The organism is Niallia circulans NBRC 13626 (assembly GCF_001591585.1).
Lineage (GTDB): Bacteria > Bacillota > Bacilli > Bacillales > Cytobacillaceae > Niallia > Niallia circulans.
Genome location: NZ_BCVE01000001.1, coordinates 150,332 through 167,234 on the forward strand (window position 1 = coordinate 150,332; position 16,903 = coordinate 167,234).

Annotated in this window: 15 protein-coding genes; 5 read left to right on the top strand and 10 right to left on the bottom strand. The window is 34.5% G+C overall.

The genetic code is table 11. The annotated features are described in order from the left end of the window. The first annotated feature begins 123 nt into the window (after positions 1-123). Positions 124-915 carry a histidinol-phosphatase HisJ family protein gene (locus tag BCI01S_RS00860; protein ID WP_047940626.1) on the top strand — a complete coding sequence of 264 codons (792 nt, stop codon included), beginning with the start codon at positions 124-126 and terminating at the stop codon, positions 913-915. A 255-nt stretch (positions 916-1,170) separates the two neighbouring features. Here the strand turns inward: BCI01S_RS00860 and manA are convergent, their stop codons facing one another. Next, positions 1,171-2,115, bottom strand: a complete 945-nt coding sequence (gene manA, locus BCI01S_RS00865; protein WP_047940625.1) for a mannose-6-phosphate isomerase, class I — start codon at positions 2,113-2,115, stop codon at positions 1,171-1,173. Between the two features lie 225 nt (positions 2,116-2,340). Here manA and BCI01S_RS00870 point away from each other — a divergent pair, with 225 nt between their 5' ends. Beyond that, positions 2,341-5,508 carry a S8 family peptidase gene (locus tag BCI01S_RS00870; protein WP_061796228.1) on the top strand — a complete coding sequence of 1,056 codons (3,168 nt, stop codon included), beginning with the start codon at positions 2,341-2,343 and terminating at the stop codon, positions 5,506-5,508. Between the two features lie 52 nt (positions 5,509-5,560). Here the strand turns inward: BCI01S_RS00870 and BCI01S_RS00875 are convergent, their stop codons facing one another. From BCI01S_RS00875 to BCI01S_RS00895, 5 genes are all read right to left on the bottom strand, one after another. Continuing rightward, entirely contained in the window at positions 5,561-6,790 is a 1,230-nt protein-coding gene (locus tag BCI01S_RS00875; protein ID WP_047940623.1) for an MFS transporter, read from the bottom strand. Continuing rightward, positions 6,787-7,221, bottom strand: coding sequence for a MarR family winged helix-turn-helix transcriptional regulator (locus tag BCI01S_RS00880; RefSeq protein WP_047940622.1), 435 nt, complete (start codon positions 7,219-7,221; stop codon positions 6,787-6,789). The genes BCI01S_RS00875 and BCI01S_RS00880 overlap by 4 nt, the downstream gene beginning before the upstream one ends. A 662-nt stretch (positions 7,222-7,883) precedes the next feature. Then, a complete protein-coding gene (locus BCI01S_RS00885; protein WP_095257239.1) occupies positions 7,884-8,180 on the bottom strand; it encodes a YfzA family protein in 297 nt (98 codons plus the stop codon). A 328-nt stretch (positions 8,181-8,508) separates the two neighbouring features. Further along, positions 8,509-9,222, bottom strand: coding sequence for an MOSC domain-containing protein (locus BCI01S_RS00890; protein ID WP_047940620.1), 714 nt, complete (start codon positions 9,220-9,222; stop codon positions 8,509-8,511). Between the two features lie 82 nt (positions 9,223-9,304). Then, positions 9,305-9,637: a DUF3889 domain-containing protein gene (locus tag BCI01S_RS00895; protein WP_061796231.1), complete on the bottom strand. Its 333-nt coding sequence runs from the start codon at positions 9,635-9,637 to the stop codon at positions 9,305-9,307. Positions 9,638-9,788: 151 nt separating this feature from the next. Between BCI01S_RS00895 and BCI01S_RS00900 the strand changes: the two genes are divergently transcribed. After that, positions 9,789-10,382, top strand: coding sequence for a biotin transporter BioY (locus BCI01S_RS00900; protein ID WP_235844418.1), 594 nt, complete (start codon positions 9,789-9,791; stop codon positions 10,380-10,382). Positions 10,383-10,621: 239 nt separating this feature from the next. Here the strand turns inward: BCI01S_RS00900 and BCI01S_RS00905 are convergent, their stop codons facing one another. Continuing rightward, a complete protein-coding gene (locus BCI01S_RS00905; RefSeq protein ID WP_061796234.1) occupies positions 10,622-12,289 on the bottom strand; it encodes a copper resistance CopC/CopD family protein in 1,668 nt (555 codons plus the stop codon). Between the two features lie 225 nt (positions 12,290-12,514). On the opposite strand from BCI01S_RS00905, the gene BCI01S_RS25575 reads away from it, so the two are divergent. Together BCI01S_RS25575 and BCI01S_RS00910 are read left to right on the top strand one after the other, a co-directional pair. Further along, positions 12,515-12,688 (top strand): hypothetical protein, encoded by a 174-nt coding sequence (locus BCI01S_RS25575; protein WP_162837569.1) that lies wholly within the window; start codon positions 12,515-12,517, stop codon positions 12,686-12,688. A gap of 225 nt (positions 12,689-12,913) precedes the next feature. Beyond that, positions 12,914-13,918, top strand: coding sequence for a cation diffusion facilitator family transporter (locus tag BCI01S_RS00910; protein ID WP_047940617.1), 1,005 nt, complete (start codon positions 12,914-12,916; stop codon positions 13,916-13,918). Positions 13,919-14,035: 117 nt separating this feature from the next. Here the strand turns inward: BCI01S_RS00910 and BCI01S_RS00915 are convergent, their stop codons facing one another. From BCI01S_RS00915 to BCI01S_RS00925, 3 genes are all read right to left on the bottom strand, one after another. Next, on the bottom strand, positions 14,036-14,443 hold the full coding sequence (locus tag BCI01S_RS00915) for a hypothetical protein (protein ID WP_047940616.1): 408 nt from the start codon (positions 14,441-14,443) through the stop codon (positions 14,036-14,038). Positions 14,444-14,550: 107 nt separating this feature from the next. Continuing rightward, the gene (locus BCI01S_RS00920; protein WP_047940615.1) at positions 14,551-15,555 is read right to left on the bottom strand and encodes an LLM class flavin-dependent oxidoreductase; all 1,005 of its coding nucleotides are present in this window, start codon (positions 15,553-15,555) and stop codon (positions 14,551-14,553) included. An 88-nt stretch (positions 15,556-15,643) separates the two neighbouring features. After that, positions 15,644-16,801 carry a metallophosphoesterase gene (locus BCI01S_RS00925; protein ID WP_053215576.1) on the bottom strand — a complete coding sequence of 386 codons (1,158 nt, stop codon included), beginning with the start codon at positions 16,799-16,801 and terminating at the stop codon, positions 15,644-15,646. Positions 16,802-16,903 lie beyond the last annotated feature (102 nt).

A 16,903-nucleotide genomic window follows, 5' to 3' on the forward strand; every position in this document is an offset into this window, starting at 1 on the left:
AACAGGAATTATCTGAAATCTTTTTTATCATATAATAATAGAACCTCTTTCCAACTTCAAGTTTGTTATTAAAATATGATAAAATAAACAGGATTATCGACTGACAAATTAAAGGAGATTCTTATGTATTATATTGATTATCATCACCATTCCAATCATTCATTTGATTCTAAAGCAATAATGATGGATATTTGTGAAAATGCTATAAGAAAAGGGATAAATGAAATTTGTTTTACCGAACACTTTTCTGTCAATCCGAATGCCCCGACTTACGGTCATATGAATTGGCCAACATATTTAGAAGACATCAACAAATGTAGAATTAGTTATCAGGATCAATTAATAATTAAATTAGGAATTGAACTATGTGAACCCCATTTATTACGTGAACAATATAAAACAGTGTTAGCACCAATTCCTTTTGATTATATTCTTGGTTCTGTTCACAATTTACACGGGCTAACACTTCGTAAATATATGAATGCTCACCCTGATGAGGATATTTATCTTACTTATTTTAAAGAGGTTCTTGAATTAGTTACATACGCAGATATTGATGTCCTCGCTCATTTTGATTTAATGAAGCGATATGCCCATCCAACACGAGGTATCTATCACTTCCCTGACTATCAGGAGATTATCACTACTATCTTAACAACAGCAATTAAAAGAAACATCGGTTTAGAAATTAACACTTCTGGCTGGCGAACAAGCTTAAATGAATCATTACCTTCTTTAGAAGTGTTGGCATTATATAAAAAGTTAGGTGGAGAAATACTTACAATTGGTTCTGATTCCCATAGAAAAGACGATGTTGGCGCAGATTTCATGCAAGCTCTTAATCTAGCAAAGAAAGCAGGTTTTACAGCATATTACAAATATGAAAAAAGAAAACCTATTCGAATAGATATGTAGAAATCTTAACAGCTTCTTATAAGCATTAGAGCTAAACTAGCAGAGACTCTTCTATGGGTAATATTTTCGATCATTCGGTTAGGAACGGCTGATAAAAAAATAATTAAAAGGACAATACAGCACCATTACTCCATATTATCCGAAAATAAATAAAAAAGAGTGCAAAGGTAGTTACCGATAAAAGTTAGTATTGTTATTCTAACTTTTGGAGATCAGTACCCAAATGACACTCTTTTTTATTTTTGGAAATTCGCTTTAGATATAGGAAACAATCAGTTCTGCTTTCCCAGTCAATTCAAATTCACCAAATTTATATGGCAGTAAGAAATGATCCCCTTTTTGGAAAGTGAATTCTTTGCCATCCTTTTGCAGAGATCCATCGCCTTCAATTACGCTACATAGTAAAAAATCTTGGTCTTGTTTTCTAGTAGACTGTCCGTCCAACACCCATTTTTCTACTGTAAAATAATCACATGTAACAAATTTAGTAATCTCCATGTTTCCTTGTTGTTCAACAACTGGAGTAGTTGCCGCTAATTGATGTGGAACAGTTGTAACGTTAATTGACTGTTCAATATGCAGCTCTCGCTTATTGCCGTCGCTATCTGTACGATCATAATCATATACACGGTATGTTGTGTCAGAATTTTGTTGTGTTTCAAGGATGATAATTCCTTCACCGATAGCGTGAATTGTTCCGCTAGGTACAAAGAAGAAATCACCTTTTTTCACTGGTACCTTGTTTAATAATTCATCCCATTTATTTTCAGCTATCATCGTTGTTAATTCATCTTTTGTGTTCGCGTGATGCCCAAAAATGATTTCTGCTCCTTCTTGACAGTCAATAATATACCAACATTCCGTTTTACCAAGTTCTCCATTTTCATGAACTTTTGCATAGTCATCATTTGGATGCACTTGTACAGATAAATCTTGATTAGCATCTAATATTTTTGTTAATAACGGAAAACGGTCACCTTCTATATTACCAAAAAGCTCATGATGATTCTCCCATAACTCTTCTAAGTTTTTACCCGCTAATGATCCGTTCTTTACTATACTTTGACCATGTGGATGTGCAGAAAACGCCCAGCACTCCCCTGTTATTTCACTCGGAATATCATATCCAAAGCTACGCAGTGCAGTACCGCCCCAAATTCTTTCTTTAAATACTGGTTTAAAAAATAATGGCTCGTTCATATGATTTGGAACTCCTTCTTTACAATATTTACTAGACTATTCTATCATACTCCCACATAAATTGGGTTTGATTTTCATAAAACGAAAATATCGATCTGCTGCCGATTTTATTAAATGAAAAAGGGATAACATACAATTTTTTCTAAAAATACAAAAAATATGAGGACAAATAGGAAGAAAGGTGATTTAATAGATTTGTAATATACCACTTATAGGGGGGAAATTATGAAAAAGTGTAAATGGAAAACAATTTTTGCTTTGTTATTAACGGTGACATTAGTATTAAGCGCAATGCCATCAAAAGAGATCCTAGCATCAGAAGGAGAAATTTCAGCTGCTACTCTTTCGATCGGAAAAGAGTTATCCTCGAGCTTTCAGCCAGATGAACATGTTAAATGGTTTAAGATCGATCCAAAATCTGTCGTGACTAAAGCAACTCACCTAGAGGTTGAATTAAATTCGACGGAAGAAATGAATATTAGCGTATATTCAAGTAAAGATAATGCTATGTCAGACAACACCTTCGATCAATATAACGCCGTTAGCTTTATGGATAATAAGGGCGTCATTTACTTCCCGATTGCTTGGGAAGGTCCGTACTATATTAAGGTTGAGTATTATTCCAACGTAGATGATGAGGAATACATAGAAGAAGAGGAAGTACCTGAACCGAATAGTCAATTTTCCTTAAAAGTAACGGATACAAAGCAAGCTCCTACTGTTGAAGCAGAAGAAGCTTGTCCAGTTGAATTAAGTACCAAGGAGTCAAAGGACAGCCAAACAATCCTTACACAATTACGTACTATTAGAGATACCATTTTGTCTTCAACGGCAAATGGGAAAAAACTATCTTCTTTATACTATCAAGTATCGCCATTTTTATCGGCGAAAATGATATTTAATAAGCAGCTAAGACAAGATGTATTAACAAATTTAAAAGCGCTAAAACCGATTTTCACTAACCTGCTAGATAATGGTACAAGCAGCACCTATAAAATTGGAAAAAACGAAGCAAAAGCAATAAATAATTTATATGAAATCACCTTAGAAGCTTCTCCTACCGCTTTACAAACCAAGATTTCATCCCTCGCTAACAAAGTAGAGTTATCTAATATAGAAGGAAAAACGCTTGATGACATTTTTACTTTATTAGGAGCTTCCAGCTCAAGTATAACGAACAAAGAGATAAATAATAAATATATTGTAAAAATGAAATCTGGTAAAACAGTTTCTTCTTTGAAAAACAGTTTGGGTAAAACTTCTGCTCAATCTATTAAAGGGTTAGAAGGAAGCGAAAAAATTGCTGACGGGATGTTTACCCTTGAATTGAATGAAGGAAAATACACAACGAAGAGTGCTAATACCCTTATTAACAAGATTCAAAACGCAAATGAAGTAGAGTATATAGAGCCTGTACAGCAATATACCTTACTATCCTTGCCAAGTGATGTATCTGCACCTTACCAATGGTCATTAAAAAACACAGCCCAAACAAATGGGAAAAATGGTGCTGATATTCAATTTGAAAAGCTTTATCAACTTCAACAATCTACTGATGTTAAACAAATGAAAATTGCTGTCTTAGATACTGGTGTGGATGCTTCCTTAGCCGATTTAAAAAATAAAATCACAGCGGGTTATAATTTTATCAACGAATCAGACAATGTATATGATGACAATAATCATGGTACACATGTAAGCGGCATTATCGCAGCAGGTATAAATAATGGCTATTCTATGTCTGGCATCCATTCAAACGCAAAAATTATGCCAGTCAAAATATTAGATGCATCTGGCTCTGGTGATACGGAACAAATTGCAAAAGGAATTAAATATGCGGTAGATCATGGCGCAAAAGTCATCAACATGAGTTTGGGTGGTGGTTATAGTAGAGTAATAGAGTCCATGCTTCAATATGCCAACAGCAAAAATGTTACTATTATTGCAGCAAGTGGAAATAATGGTTATGAAGGACTTGATTATCCGGGCTCTTCCAAATATGTAACGGCCGTTGGAGCTTCGAACGATTTAGATATCGTTGCTGATTATTCAAGTTATGGGAAAGAGCTTAAGCTTGTTGCACCAGGTTCCAACATTCCAAGTCTTGTTCCCAATGGAAATCTTTTATTATACAGTGGTACTTCGATGGCTACGCCACATGTATCTGCTGTGGCTGGATTATTGCTTTCTTTAAATGGGAAGCTAAAGCCTAAAGAGGTAGAAAAATATTTAATTGAAACAACAACATCTATTGTTTTTAAGGAAAATGACAATCCTGAAAATGAATTTTCGGAAGAATATCCAGATGATTTACCCGCTAGTAGTAATCCCATCGGTTTTGATAAAGTATCTGGCTGGGGGCGATTAAACGCATTTTCTGCTTTTAGTGCTCTAAAATTAAAAGCAAAAATTAATCCTGTTTATAATAGTACTCGATTACTTACCGGAACAGCTGAACAAGGAAGCAAAGTAAGTGTAAAACTTGGCAGTAAAACCTATTCTTCGTCAGCAGACAAAAATGGCAAGTTTACAGTAGAAATACCTTTACAAAAAGCGGATAAGCTTATGTATGTCCAGCTTTCAAGCAAAAATGGAACGGCAAGTACATCCCTCAGAACAACTGTTCAAAGAGACACGAAAGCTCCAAATGCACCAACCGTTCAAAAGGTTGGCGATAATGATAGTTTGCTGAAAGGAACAAGTGAACCTTTTGCTAATATTAATGCAAAGGTTAAGGGGAAATTGATCGGTAAAGGAACGGCCGATAAAAGTGGGAAATTCGCTATTAAAATCAAAAAACAGAAAGCTAATACAATTGTATCTGTTACAGCTGCAGATGGTGCAAAAAATACAAGTAAACCAGCAACCGTGAAAGTTGTGGATAACACACCACCTCCTATCCCAACGATAACTGGAACAATCAGTAATAAATCAGATAAAATCACTGGTAACGCGGAAGCTAATTCTACTGTTACTGCCAAAGCAGGCAAAAAGAAGCTCGGTTCTGCAGTTGCTGATAAAAAAGGAAAGTATACGATTAAAATTAAAAAGCAAAAAGAAAATACTAAAATCAGTGTTACAGCTACAGATAAGGCGAAAAATATAAGTAAAGCGAAGACTATTACAGTAGCAGATAAAATAGCTCCTGCTAAGCCAAAAGTAAATACGATCACGACGAAAACAACAAAAGTAACAGGAACTGCTGAAAAAAATGCAACCATTATCATTAAAAGAAACAACAAAGTATTAGCAGAAGGAAAAACAAATAAAAAAGGAGCTTTTTCTATCAAAATTAAAAAGCAAAAAGAAAAAACCTCTTTAACTATTACGGCAAAAGATACATCTGGTAATGTCAGCAAATCTGTTATAAAAGTGGTCACAAAGGCAAAATAATAACAAAGACTCTCCTTTTAGAAAAATTTCATTTCTAAAGGAGAGTCTTTTTTTAAGCACCTCTATTTAATTGTTCTTTCTTCGTTACTGTCTTTTCATTTCTAATCGTTTTACCATGCAAATAGTAATAAACAGCAATGCCGATTAAAATATAAATGCTGCTTAATGAATAGAAAGAATTTAATCCAATAGCATCACCAATAATTCCAACAATATAGGAGCCAAACCCTATTCCTATATCAAATATGGATAAAAAAGTAGCTGTTGCGAGACCTCTTCGATGTGGTGCTGCTTTCTGAATCGCAATGGTTTGTAGACACGGGAACATTGATCCATATCCTAAGCCAATTAATGCAGCAGATAATAAGAACATCCATTCAGATTGTGCAGTCCCCAAGACAAGCATCCCGATGGAAAATAGTACGATACATGGATAAACAATTTTATTTGCACCATAGCGGTCAAACCATTTACCAGCAAAAGGTCTTGCTATTAGCATAAAGATAGCGTAAACCACAAAGAAATATCCTGAAACACTTATAAATCCTTTGTTTTCAGCATAAACCGAAACAAAAGAAAGAATCGATGAATAAACAAGACCGAATATGGCTGCTACGATACTAATTTTTACTGCCGTACTCTCTATAATTCGATCAAATTGAATTCCTTTTTTCTCTTTCACTTTCGCTTCTTGTTCTACTCTCTCTGTTTCCATATCTGAGTCCAGTTTCATAAATCCACCTGTTAATATCGCAAAGAAAGCAAATATTAGCGCCAATATAAACAAGGTAGAAGTTCCCCATGAGTTAATTGCCTGGAGTCCGATAAATGGACCGACTACCATCGCTAAATTCATACTCATTGAATAATACCCCATACCTTCTCCTCTTCTGGAGCTTGGTAAAATGTCTGCAACAATTGTCCCGGTAGCGGTTGTAGCCATACCAAATCCAATGCCGTGTAATGCGCGAACGATGAGCAAACTAGTGATAGAATCACTAAATAAATAAAAAACCGCTGCCACTAAGAAAATAAGTAATGATGTAACAAATATGGCTTTTTTGCCAAACTTCTGCATCAAGTTACCAGCTACAGGCCGGATAAGAATAGCTGTTATTATGAATACCGTAACAACTAAACCTGCTGTAGACTGCTTTCCATTTAATTCTCGAATCGCATAGATTGGTAATGAAACTAGTAAAAAATAAAACGTCATAAATAAAAAAAAGTTACTTACCCATATTTGGATAAATCCCTTTGTCCATAATGGTTCTTTATTCACTTCTTTTCCTCCTTGATTGCTAATGAATGAATCCATTCAAAAATTATATGTTGTAAAGTCTTTTGAGATTCGATTGGCAATTGTTTAAGTAACTCCTGATTTGCTAGCAGAACAGCTGCTTCCCATTTCGCATACTGCTGTATAGCAAAATCTGTTAGAAATACTCTATTTGTCCTCTTGTCTTCTCCCTTTATTTGCAGAACATATTTTTTCTCCACGAGCTTCTTTATGGTACGTGTTACTGGAGGGGGTTCTATGGATAGATAATCGGCGATTTCCTTTTGAGTAAGGGGACCATTCTTTTTTAATACATACAAAATTGCCCATTCAGAGCTATAAATATCAAATGGCTCAAGTGCTGTATTTAATTGTTTGGTTAATTGTCGTGCGAGCTGCTGGATAGAATGGAATAAATCATGAGTCGTGTTCATTGCTTTCTCCGATCTAAAATTAATTACCTAGGTAACTATATCATAACTTTATTGGAACGGCAAGATACTATTTCATTTAATCAAACGTTTGATTAAATGAAAATATTACTATGTATAAAAAAGCACCCTTAGGTAGACTTTTTAATGTCTACCTATAGGGTGCTTTTTTACTCTTCTGCTGCTATATTTGTTAGTTTTTCGCCAGTCTTCTACAAAACTGAAATGGAAGTGGATGACAAGCTCCTATAGCCTTTTTAATTTGTAACTAATTGAAAAAACAGGCAATTCACTAATTAACCATTTTACCAAATGCTACTAATTAGGCGAAATGCCATCCTTGGTATAAATAGTAAAATGTTCCAGACTACTTCCCCAACTATCTCAAATAATACTTCTTTTAAAAAACTGTTACTTTTTCTTGTTTTAATTTTCATCTTCTAACTTCCCGTTATAAAATTTGGGTACCTATTCTGGGTTAATAACTATAACTTGACTGCCTGAATAGATTCTTCTATTCAATTCCATCTTCCACTATCCTACTGCTTCTCTATAAGCAAGCCTTTGATCTAGCAGCAGAGTTAAATATGGACATCAGGTATTGCTGTTGGTTACCCCACTTGCATACATATCTATTATTACAGCTTAATCAGCAAAGGTATTTATTATTTACTGCGAGTAAAAACCTTTACTATCGCACTAATTATTCCAGGCACAAGAAAAAAGACGCCAAAAAAGACAGTGAGTAGATTATACTGTGGCGTTTTATAGAAATTAAACCATTCAGTGATAATAAAACTGTCAAGAAGCTTCCCGAATATTGTTCCATCCATATCTCTGTATTTAAGTATCCATCCTGTTGCTTCTGATGAAAAAAAGAATATTTGTGACAATACAAATACACCAATAGAAGATACCCAATATTTTTCCAGAAATGATGAAGCTTTTTGTTTCCTAACCAATGTAAATCCCATCCTTTACAAATACTCTTGTCTATATATTCATAAATTCATACGTATGGTTAGGAATTAAGTTTCAAAATCTTCCCTGTTTTATTAGAAAAATTGAATTGAATATTAATACCATTTCTACTAACTTGTTAATCCAATTATCAATAGAACCTTAAAACAGAAGGAAACGGCGGGAGGAATACTCTGTTCCTGAGGTACCAGAAAGGCTTGCTCACGATGGATTAATTGGAAGCATGATGAAAACAAATAGTTTTTATATTTGCACTGTAATAACAGAATGTTCAACTATACAAAATTAAGTATTATGTTTGCACCATCTTTATAAAATAGCTATCTTATCACCAATATGAATAATTCCAGTCTTAATCACACTTGCATATAAACCAAAATGGTTATTTCGCTCTTTAACAATCTGTTTTAATAGCTTCGGCTGTCGGGTGCCTGTTTCAGGATCTACTGTTATGATCATACATCTTTCACAAAACTTATTAATCTCCAGAATTACATCTGAACCGATTTTAATTTGTTTCCCTAGTAAATCTTGTTCGTTTAGGTCACTTTCTTGGAGATCATAGACAATATTTCCTCTGAATCTTCTCTCATCAATCGATTCACCAAATGATGTAGATAATTCTGATAGAGCTTTTGTGGAAATTAATAACAGATTATCTTCTTCAATTGCTGGAAAGGGAACAAAGGTTGGAGCATAGGCGATTGAATCTAATGTCCGATTCGTTTCTTGTTCTAATCTTTCTAATAATGCCGTTTCGCCCCAAATATATTCCGAGCCATCATTGGCAGTTATAGTTAAATTAGGATATTTTTCTATTGACTCTTCTCCTGAAAAGCCCGCTTTATATGTAACCATTTTAGGGTATTGCGTAATGGTTAAATGCTTATTATTCGCTCTATCGATAAAAGCATGACTTCGATCGCCATATATTCCATACGACATAATCCGTGCCTTTTCCAAGCTTTCTCCAGTAAATGATTTTATTGGATAGCGCATGATCTTTTGTATATTGCCTATCATCTTTTCTCCCCCTTTACTCTCTTTCTTCTATTAAAACAAAAAAACTCTCTAAAACCAATTATTTTAGAGAGTTTTTCGAAAATTAAGGCTTTGTTTCCTTCATATCTACCGATAATAGTCGTTCTGTGCGCGTATCAAAAGTTAAATGAACAAATACACCAATTTCCTTTTGATCTTTGTTTACAATTAGCTTAAACTTTTCCACAGAAGTTCCTTTCTTATCTTCCTTGCCTACATGCAGATAATCAGTAACTTCACTATTAGGATATTTTTCTTGTGTTTTTGTTATGGCAATTCTCCCCCATTTTACATAGGAAGGCAGCTCTTCCGCACCACCATGTAAAGGACTGCTAAGCTGCATTAGGAATAAGCTTACCAAAAAGATGCTTATGAATGGATATTTTAATTTTTTCATGCAAACATCTCCTTTCTTGTTATTTCTAGTATGAACAGAGAAACAAAATATATGTATTTTTATATGTTAACTAAATTATATTATAGGTTGACACAAATCAATTAGAGAAGTATAGTTAATTACAGAAATTAAACAAAAGGGAGTGGCCATTTTGAAACAGTGGAAGCCAATAGATATAACAATGATTGCGTTATTTGTTGCTTTTATGGCGGTGGGAGCAAATGTTACAAGTTTTCTTATCATTGGAGGTGTTCCCGTAACTCTTCAGACTTTCTTCTCTATTCTTGCAGGGCTGATTCTTGGTAAAAGATTGGGAAGCGTGGCAATGTTTGTTTATATGCTTGTTGGTCTTATCGGAATACCCATCTTTGCAGGGATATCGGGCGGCCTTATGGTAATCACCAGACCATCATTTGGCTTTATTTTAGCCTTTATTATGACAGCATTTTTTGTCGGTTTCTTCATCGAAAAAAAACAAACCATTCCATTCTATATTTTTAGCGGCTTCATTGGATTATTTATTAATTACATAATTGGGACTAGTTGGATGTATTTGGCTTATAAAGTTTGGTATGCTGCACCAGAAGGATTTACTTACCAGCTAATGTGGAGTTGGATGGCTCTACCTTTAATAAAAGACATCATCCTAACTTTTATCGCTGGTATTTTAGGACATCGTTTATATTATTCCGTCATCAAAAAAAGTTCCCTTCGCGTGCATTGGCATGAAAATTCATCGCGATAAGAAAACTGCCACATAATAAGGAACAGCTGAGAAAAAAGACTATAGACAAACCTCATAATTACTTAAGGTAATTGCCTATAGTCTGAAAGTCCTCAATAATGGAGGACTTGTTTGTTACCAAATCCGATTGCTTTTTATATTATTCGCTATAATACGACTTTTTTTCCTAAAAATCCTGTCTGATTATGCGCTTTCCCAAGAAATATTTTTCCTATTCCCATTTCCCTCTTCATGAAACTTTATCTTATGTCGATGGAGTAAGAATAATCCAGTGATTCTAATTTATCGGTTAATACATGTATTTCTACATCCCATTTACCCGGCTGATTTAACTGAAGATTTTCTGCAAAATAATGTCCTTCCTTTTCCTTCGTTAATGGAAAAGACATTTCTTTCTCTCCTTGTCTTAAACTAATTGTAATTTGTTCCACAGGATCGATTGGCTTGCGGTTATTATCAAATACAAATACTTCATACTGATTTTGTACACCTGTTTTCTTAGGTGTGATCGATAAACTGATATTTTCATTATAACCAAGTTCTGCTTCTTCATAGAACGGCAGGTCGATAGGCAAGGTTGGTGTCTGTATTTGAGTAAACGCCGTAGTTACAAGCAATATTAATATGCCAAGTGTAATTTCCATTTTTATTGATTTTTTATAAAAGTCTTTCTTTCTTAATAGAAGTCTGCTGACAAGGTGATATGCACCAAAAATTAACATTAAAACAAGTAAACCAATTTTAATAAGCAAAACCTTTCCATATGCCGTACTTACTAATGACTGAAAATCAGGAATTAATAAGGAGGCATTTATTGCGCCAGAAATGGCTAAAACCGCAACAGTAATAAGGGCCCATAATGAATACCTCTCCATAGTTGCCCAATATAAATCATGTCCTTCCCCTTCTTTAGAAAATATTCCTTCTCGTAAAAAGAGAATAATGACAATCATTCCGCCAAGCCAAATAGATGCTGCTATTAAGTGAAAGAAATCAAGCACGATAGCTACTGTCTCATAAGGCGAACTGGAAGGATGACCAAGAAATGCTTTTGAAAGCATGATGCCTATAAATGCTAATCCGGGAATTATCCAATGCTTTCTTTCTAAATAAGCTTCTTTTGTCCAAATAAATCGTTGTGCAAGGAATAAAATAGCCAAAAGGATCATTTGTACAATCCAAATAATTCCTTCCTTCGTACTTGTCAATGTTTCCATTAAATTACTTGGCTTTATACTAGCTAATAGACTCACACCAGCATAGCTTTGTGTTTGAATAACTAATGAGCTAATAATACTAATGGCAAGGAATAAGACAGCAATAATGGATATTTTTTTCGTTCTTTTTACTAGCTTTGCAGATAATTTTTCATTTCTATACCAAATTGTATAGCATAACAATAATCCCATATAGATAGAAAAACCTATATAAAGAAAGCCTTTATTGATCATCGTACTTATAAAGCTCACTAGATTACCATTGTCCTGTTGAGTTGGAAAAGCTGCACCATCAGGTAATTCTCCAATGCTGAAAGGAATCATCCCAGAAACGGAATGGCCATCAGCAGATACAACCCTCCATTCTACCGTATATATATCATTCGGTAAATCTGACTTTAGATCAACTTCCATTGATTTTTCTGTATCAGGATTAATGACTACATTTTTCTTGTCTACTCTTTCACCCGATGAATTTAAAACATTTAAGATTTTAAAGCCAGTTTGAATCTTTTCATTAAACTCTATGTATACCTTCTCTGGCGCTGTCTTTAATATTTCATTCTCACTAGGGTTTGAATTTGTAATATAAGCATGTGCAGAAACTTTATTAATCCCTAAAAAACTAAACATTAGTACAACGATAGGAAGAATCATAAACAGCCTTTTGCTATCCACTTTTAAAATCACGTCCTTCTATTTTCTCATTCCCCTCCCAATTATAGCGAAAGAATAGTCATTCGTACAATGAAGTGTTACCCTTCCTTAACGGGTTCGACATTATCCAAGGAGAAAAGTCAACTTTTGTCTTTATAGCGCACTTTTTGCGCTTTCCCAAGAAATATTTACGGAAAAATCGAATAAATCCTGTTGATCTGGTAAATAATATGAATAAATTTAAAAGGAGGTAGGTCCATGGATATTAGCATGACTGCCGATGAAGTAATGTTGGCTATTCAACAATTACGCTCAAATGGCATGAATATGAATAAAAAGAAGATAAAACAAAGCCACCCGGATTTAATGCGCCATGCGCTCCATTATTTTCCTGATTGGAACAGTGCGGTTGAAAAAAGCGCATCTGCTTAATAATACCAGATTAACTACTTCTTAGTCATACATATTCAACAAGTGTCTGATAACACCATAGACTTACGAAAAAAATGAGTGAACAAGGTTTTTCAACAGTATCAAATAGAAGTTAATAGAGGCTTCCCTTACAATATAACCACTTAGATTTTGGCTGGTTAGAAACGGGAAGTTCTCTTTTTATTTGTACACGACCTTTACTAAGGAAGAAGGGTATAAGATAGAATGAAGGAATTCTTAATATTATTAAAGAATGGAAACCGTTCGGCTCTGCTTGCTGCTTTAGTAAATACCGTTATCTCCTTATTAAAAGGAGTTGCTTACTTTCTCACCGGTAATGTGGCGATGTTTGCAGAAACCATGCACTCCCTTGGTGATGCAGCCAATCAATTTTTTGTGTTTATTGGATCTGCATTAAGTAAAAAAGCTCCAACAAAACGCTTTCCCGGAGGATTTGGCAGACTTGTCAATATTGTTTTATTATTTGCTGTTTTAATCGTTGGAATTATGGCTTATGAAACAATTCGCGAAGGACTTGATCATGTTCTTAAGCCACAAGAATCAACAGGCTTTTTACTCATTATCATTATCCTCTCCATATCTGTAGGCTTAGAATTTACCGTTTTAATTAAAGCAATGAAAGAAATTGTAGCAACAGCGGGTTTAAAAACAAGAGGTTTACAATTGTTTTCTGCCAGCATTGCCTATTTAAAATCTGCCAAGCCTGCAACAAAGTTAGTATTTTTAGAAGATTCCGTAGCAACAGCAGGAGGAATATTAGCAATTGCGGCAGTAATAGTAAGTGAATATACAAACTTTAAACAAGCAGAAGGCATTGTATCCATTATCATCGGCATTTTTATGTTTATTGTTGTTGGGAGAGTTTTTTTAGATAACGCTGCAGGTGCTATAGGGGAAGCAGATTTAGAAATGCAAGATACAATTGGCAATATTGCGATTAAAGATCCTGATGTACGTGATATCCAAGATCTAGCAGTTTACAAAGAAGGGGAAGATTTCCACGTAGAACTAAGTATCGAAATCGATAGTAAATTAACCGTTGAGCAAGTCGATAAAATAAGACAACGAATTGAAAAGCAAATTTTATCAGAAAAAGGCGTATCTGATGTGATTATCGAATTTGATAAAGATGATGGTATTTTAAAATGGCCCCATTTTATTTCTGAATTGGATAAACATAAAAAGGTGGCTGAAAAGCATACAAATTAATAAATCTAGGCTTATAAGATTCATTCTTGAATAAGTAGTGAATTAAAAATCACCAATACTTCCATCATAAAGGCCAGGAATTCTAAAAAAATCCCTGGCCTTCCATTTATAATGAATCTATTTAATTACCGCGTCTTCAAACGGCGCATAAAATACTCCCTTAGGTGCTAGAACACTGGTTTCTGACTCCTCTTCTCTCCCATCGACTTTATAAGTACCTGCTGGAAAATAATCATAATAACCAGACTTTACATGTAAATCCACATAGTATTCATCGAGTTCTCTCATTAATATGTGATATGCTTCTCTATCCATAATTTCACCTAAATCATCTAGTTCAAAATTTTCTTTCACTGCCTCCATAAATGGTTCACAAGACTCTGCCGCAACATATAAATCTACGTCACAACATTCCATACAAAGTAAAACCTCTTCACCTTTTATATTAGCATAAGCATCATCGACCATTTGTTTTAAAATCTGTTTGATCTTTTCTTGATTAACCAAATTCATGGTTGTTTTCACAACAGTTCCCTCCAAGTATTTACAACTGACAAAAATATCTATAGCTTTATCATACACAAAAACAAGTACAAAATGAAATAATATCATTTTGTACTTGCTTCAGCCTTTTATTTTAAAATATTTTTTACAATTTCATATGAACGAAGACGTTCAGATTGAGAATACACTTGTGTGTTGATTATTATTTCGTCCGCTTGGGTTTCCGCTAAAAATGTTTGTAGTTTCTGAGTAACTGTATCTTTGGAGCCGATAATAGATGCTTTCAATTGCTTGTGAACAATAGCTTTCTCATAAGTACTCCACATTTCCTCCATATTGGAAACCGGGGGCTGCAGTTGTGCCGGCTTGTTCCGAATAAGACTTAAAAACTGCTGTTGTGAAGACGTAGCAAGATATGCCGCTCTTTCATCCGTATCTGCTGCAATAATATTCACTCCAACCATCACATACGGCTTCTTTAAAGTTTCTGATGGACGGAATGAATGAAAATAAGTATTAAGTGCAGGAATCGTATAGTCTGGTGAAAAATGGCTAGCAAATGCAAATGGCAGGCCAAGTTGAGCAGCCAATCTAGCACTAAAGTCACTGGAGCCTAACAGCCAAATCGGTATTGTTTCCCCTTCCCCTGGTATAGCCCTTACTGGTAAATTTGTCTCTTCGTATGGTTTAAAATACGTTCTTAATTCCTCTAGCAATTCTGGAAAATCACTTCCATCACTTTGATGGTAACGTCTTAATGCTCTTGCTGTCAGTTGATCACTGCCAGGAGCCCTTCCAAGACCTAAATCAATACGATTGGGGTACATAGATTCTAATGTACCAAATTGCTCAGCAATAACTAAAGGCGAATGATTCGGTAACATAATCCCGCCTGCCCCCACTCTAATCTTGCTTGTACCCCCAGCTAAGTAGCCAATTAATACGGAAGTAGCACTACTAGCAATCCCAGGCATACTATGATGTTCAGCTACCCAATAGCGGTTATATCCCCACTTTTCAGATTGTTGAATAAGTTCTAAACTATTTTTAAAACTTTCAGCAGCATTGCTTCCTTCTCTAATCGGTGCTAAATCAAGAACGGAATATTTTATTTCCTGTAATGTTTTTCCCATATATCCAACCCCTTCTCTCTACACTATAAAACTGTTCCATTCTTCCCTTCAACTTTATTGCCTGTACATTGAAACATCCGTGAATATATTAATCAAAATGATTTAATAGTTGCTTACTGTTTACATACTCTAATGTATCTTGATGATATCGTGAAAGAATATATTCCATTTGCGGCATTGGGGAAACAATCGGTATTTTCTTGTTTTTTATAATCCTAATAATTGGTTTTGCAGTTGATTTTGAATCCACTATTGCCCATTTTCCTTTTTTCTTCTGAAGCGTTAAATCAATGATCCCAAGGTGATTTCCCCAGTTTCCTGCTTGGACTGTCGGTTTTCCATTAATCAATCCTTTTTCATGGTTAACACCTTTTGGCCCTTTTTCTCCTTTAACTGGAAAGATACCATGCGAGTGACCATAAAGAATAACATCTATTCCTTTGACTTTGCTAATATCTCTGACATTATTCCCTTGTTTTGGCCAATATTGATCAGAATATAAACCGGCATGTACTAAAGCAATGATTAAATCTGCGCCTGCTTTTTTCATTTGAGGGACAATTTCTTCCGCTGTTTTTCGCATATTTTTTATGATAAGTTTATCTTCCAAATGCTCCTTGTCCCATACCTGGGTTATTGGAGTAATTAATCCTATGACACCCACCTTAATATTTTCCGTTTTTCCTTGATCATTTACTAACTTTTTATCTAATAGTAGATAAGGTTGAAAAAAATGAATATCATCTTGTTCATATCCATTATGATCATCAACATAAATATTAGCATTCGTATAGGGGAAATCAGCCCCTATTAGCGTATTTAACAAAAAATCCAATCCGAAATTGAACTCATGATTCCCAACCGTTGCTGCGTCATATCCCATTAAATTCATACTCTTATAGGCTGGATGAATATCACTAGAATAAAACATCGGCGAATTTGCTACATATTCAGCTAGCGGACTCCCTTTTATCACATCGCCCACATCAAACAGCATTGTATTTCTTTGTTCTTTTTTTGCCTGCAATATTAAACTTGCAACACGATTGTATCCATATTCAATCGTTTTCTTTTTCTCTTCGTAATTATAATCTAAAAGATAAGAATGAATATCCGTTGTCTCTAAAATTCGAAGTGGAAAGATAGATTCCTTGTGATTTTCTTCAGTAGCTTTTGTAAGTATAGGGTTGGCATGTATAAAAAGGATAAAAGTAATACAAATAATAACAAAGAATTTCTTTTTCATCTCTAAGTCTCCCCTTTTCTCCGAGCACACCTTTTCGCTTGCCTTAGTTTATACAATAATGAACATACCTACACAGAAATTAACAAAAGGAATTAACAATAT

Coding starts and splice junctions, on each gene's coding strand:
- BCI01S_RS00880 (WP_047940622.1), bottom strand. CDS start 7,221: ATGAACACGACTCATGATTTATTCCATTCTATCCAGCAGCTCGCACGA.
- manA (WP_047940625.1), bottom strand. CDS start 2,115: ATGAACGAGCCATTATTTTTTAAACCAGTATTTAAAGAAAGAATTTGG.
- BCI01S_RS00870 (WP_061796228.1), top strand. CDS start 2,341: ATGAAAAAGTGTAAATGGAAAACAATTTTTGCTTTGTTATTAACGGTG.
- BCI01S_RS25575 (WP_162837569.1), top strand. CDS start 12,515: ATGGATATTAGCATGACTGCCGATGAAGTAATGTTGGCTATTCAACAA.
- BCI01S_RS00860 (WP_047940626.1), top strand. CDS start 124: ATGTATTATATTGATTATCATCACCATTCCAATCATTCATTTGATTCT.
- BCI01S_RS00920 (WP_047940615.1), bottom strand. CDS start 15,555: ATGGGAAAAACATTACAGGAAATAAAATATTCCGTTCTTGATTTAGCA.
- BCI01S_RS00890 (WP_047940620.1), bottom strand. CDS start 9,222: ATGATAGGCAATATACAAAAGATCATGCGCTATCCAATAAAATCATTT.
- BCI01S_RS00910 (WP_047940617.1), top strand. CDS start 12,914: ATGAAGGAATTCTTAATATTATTAAAGAATGGAAACCGTTCGGCTCTG.
- BCI01S_RS00895 (WP_061796231.1), bottom strand. CDS start 9,637: ATGAAAAAATTAAAATATCCATTCATAAGCATCTTTTTGGTAAGCTTA.
- BCI01S_RS00925 (WP_053215576.1), bottom strand. CDS start 16,801: ATGAAAAAGAAATTCTTTGTTATTATTTGTATTACTTTTATCCTTTTT.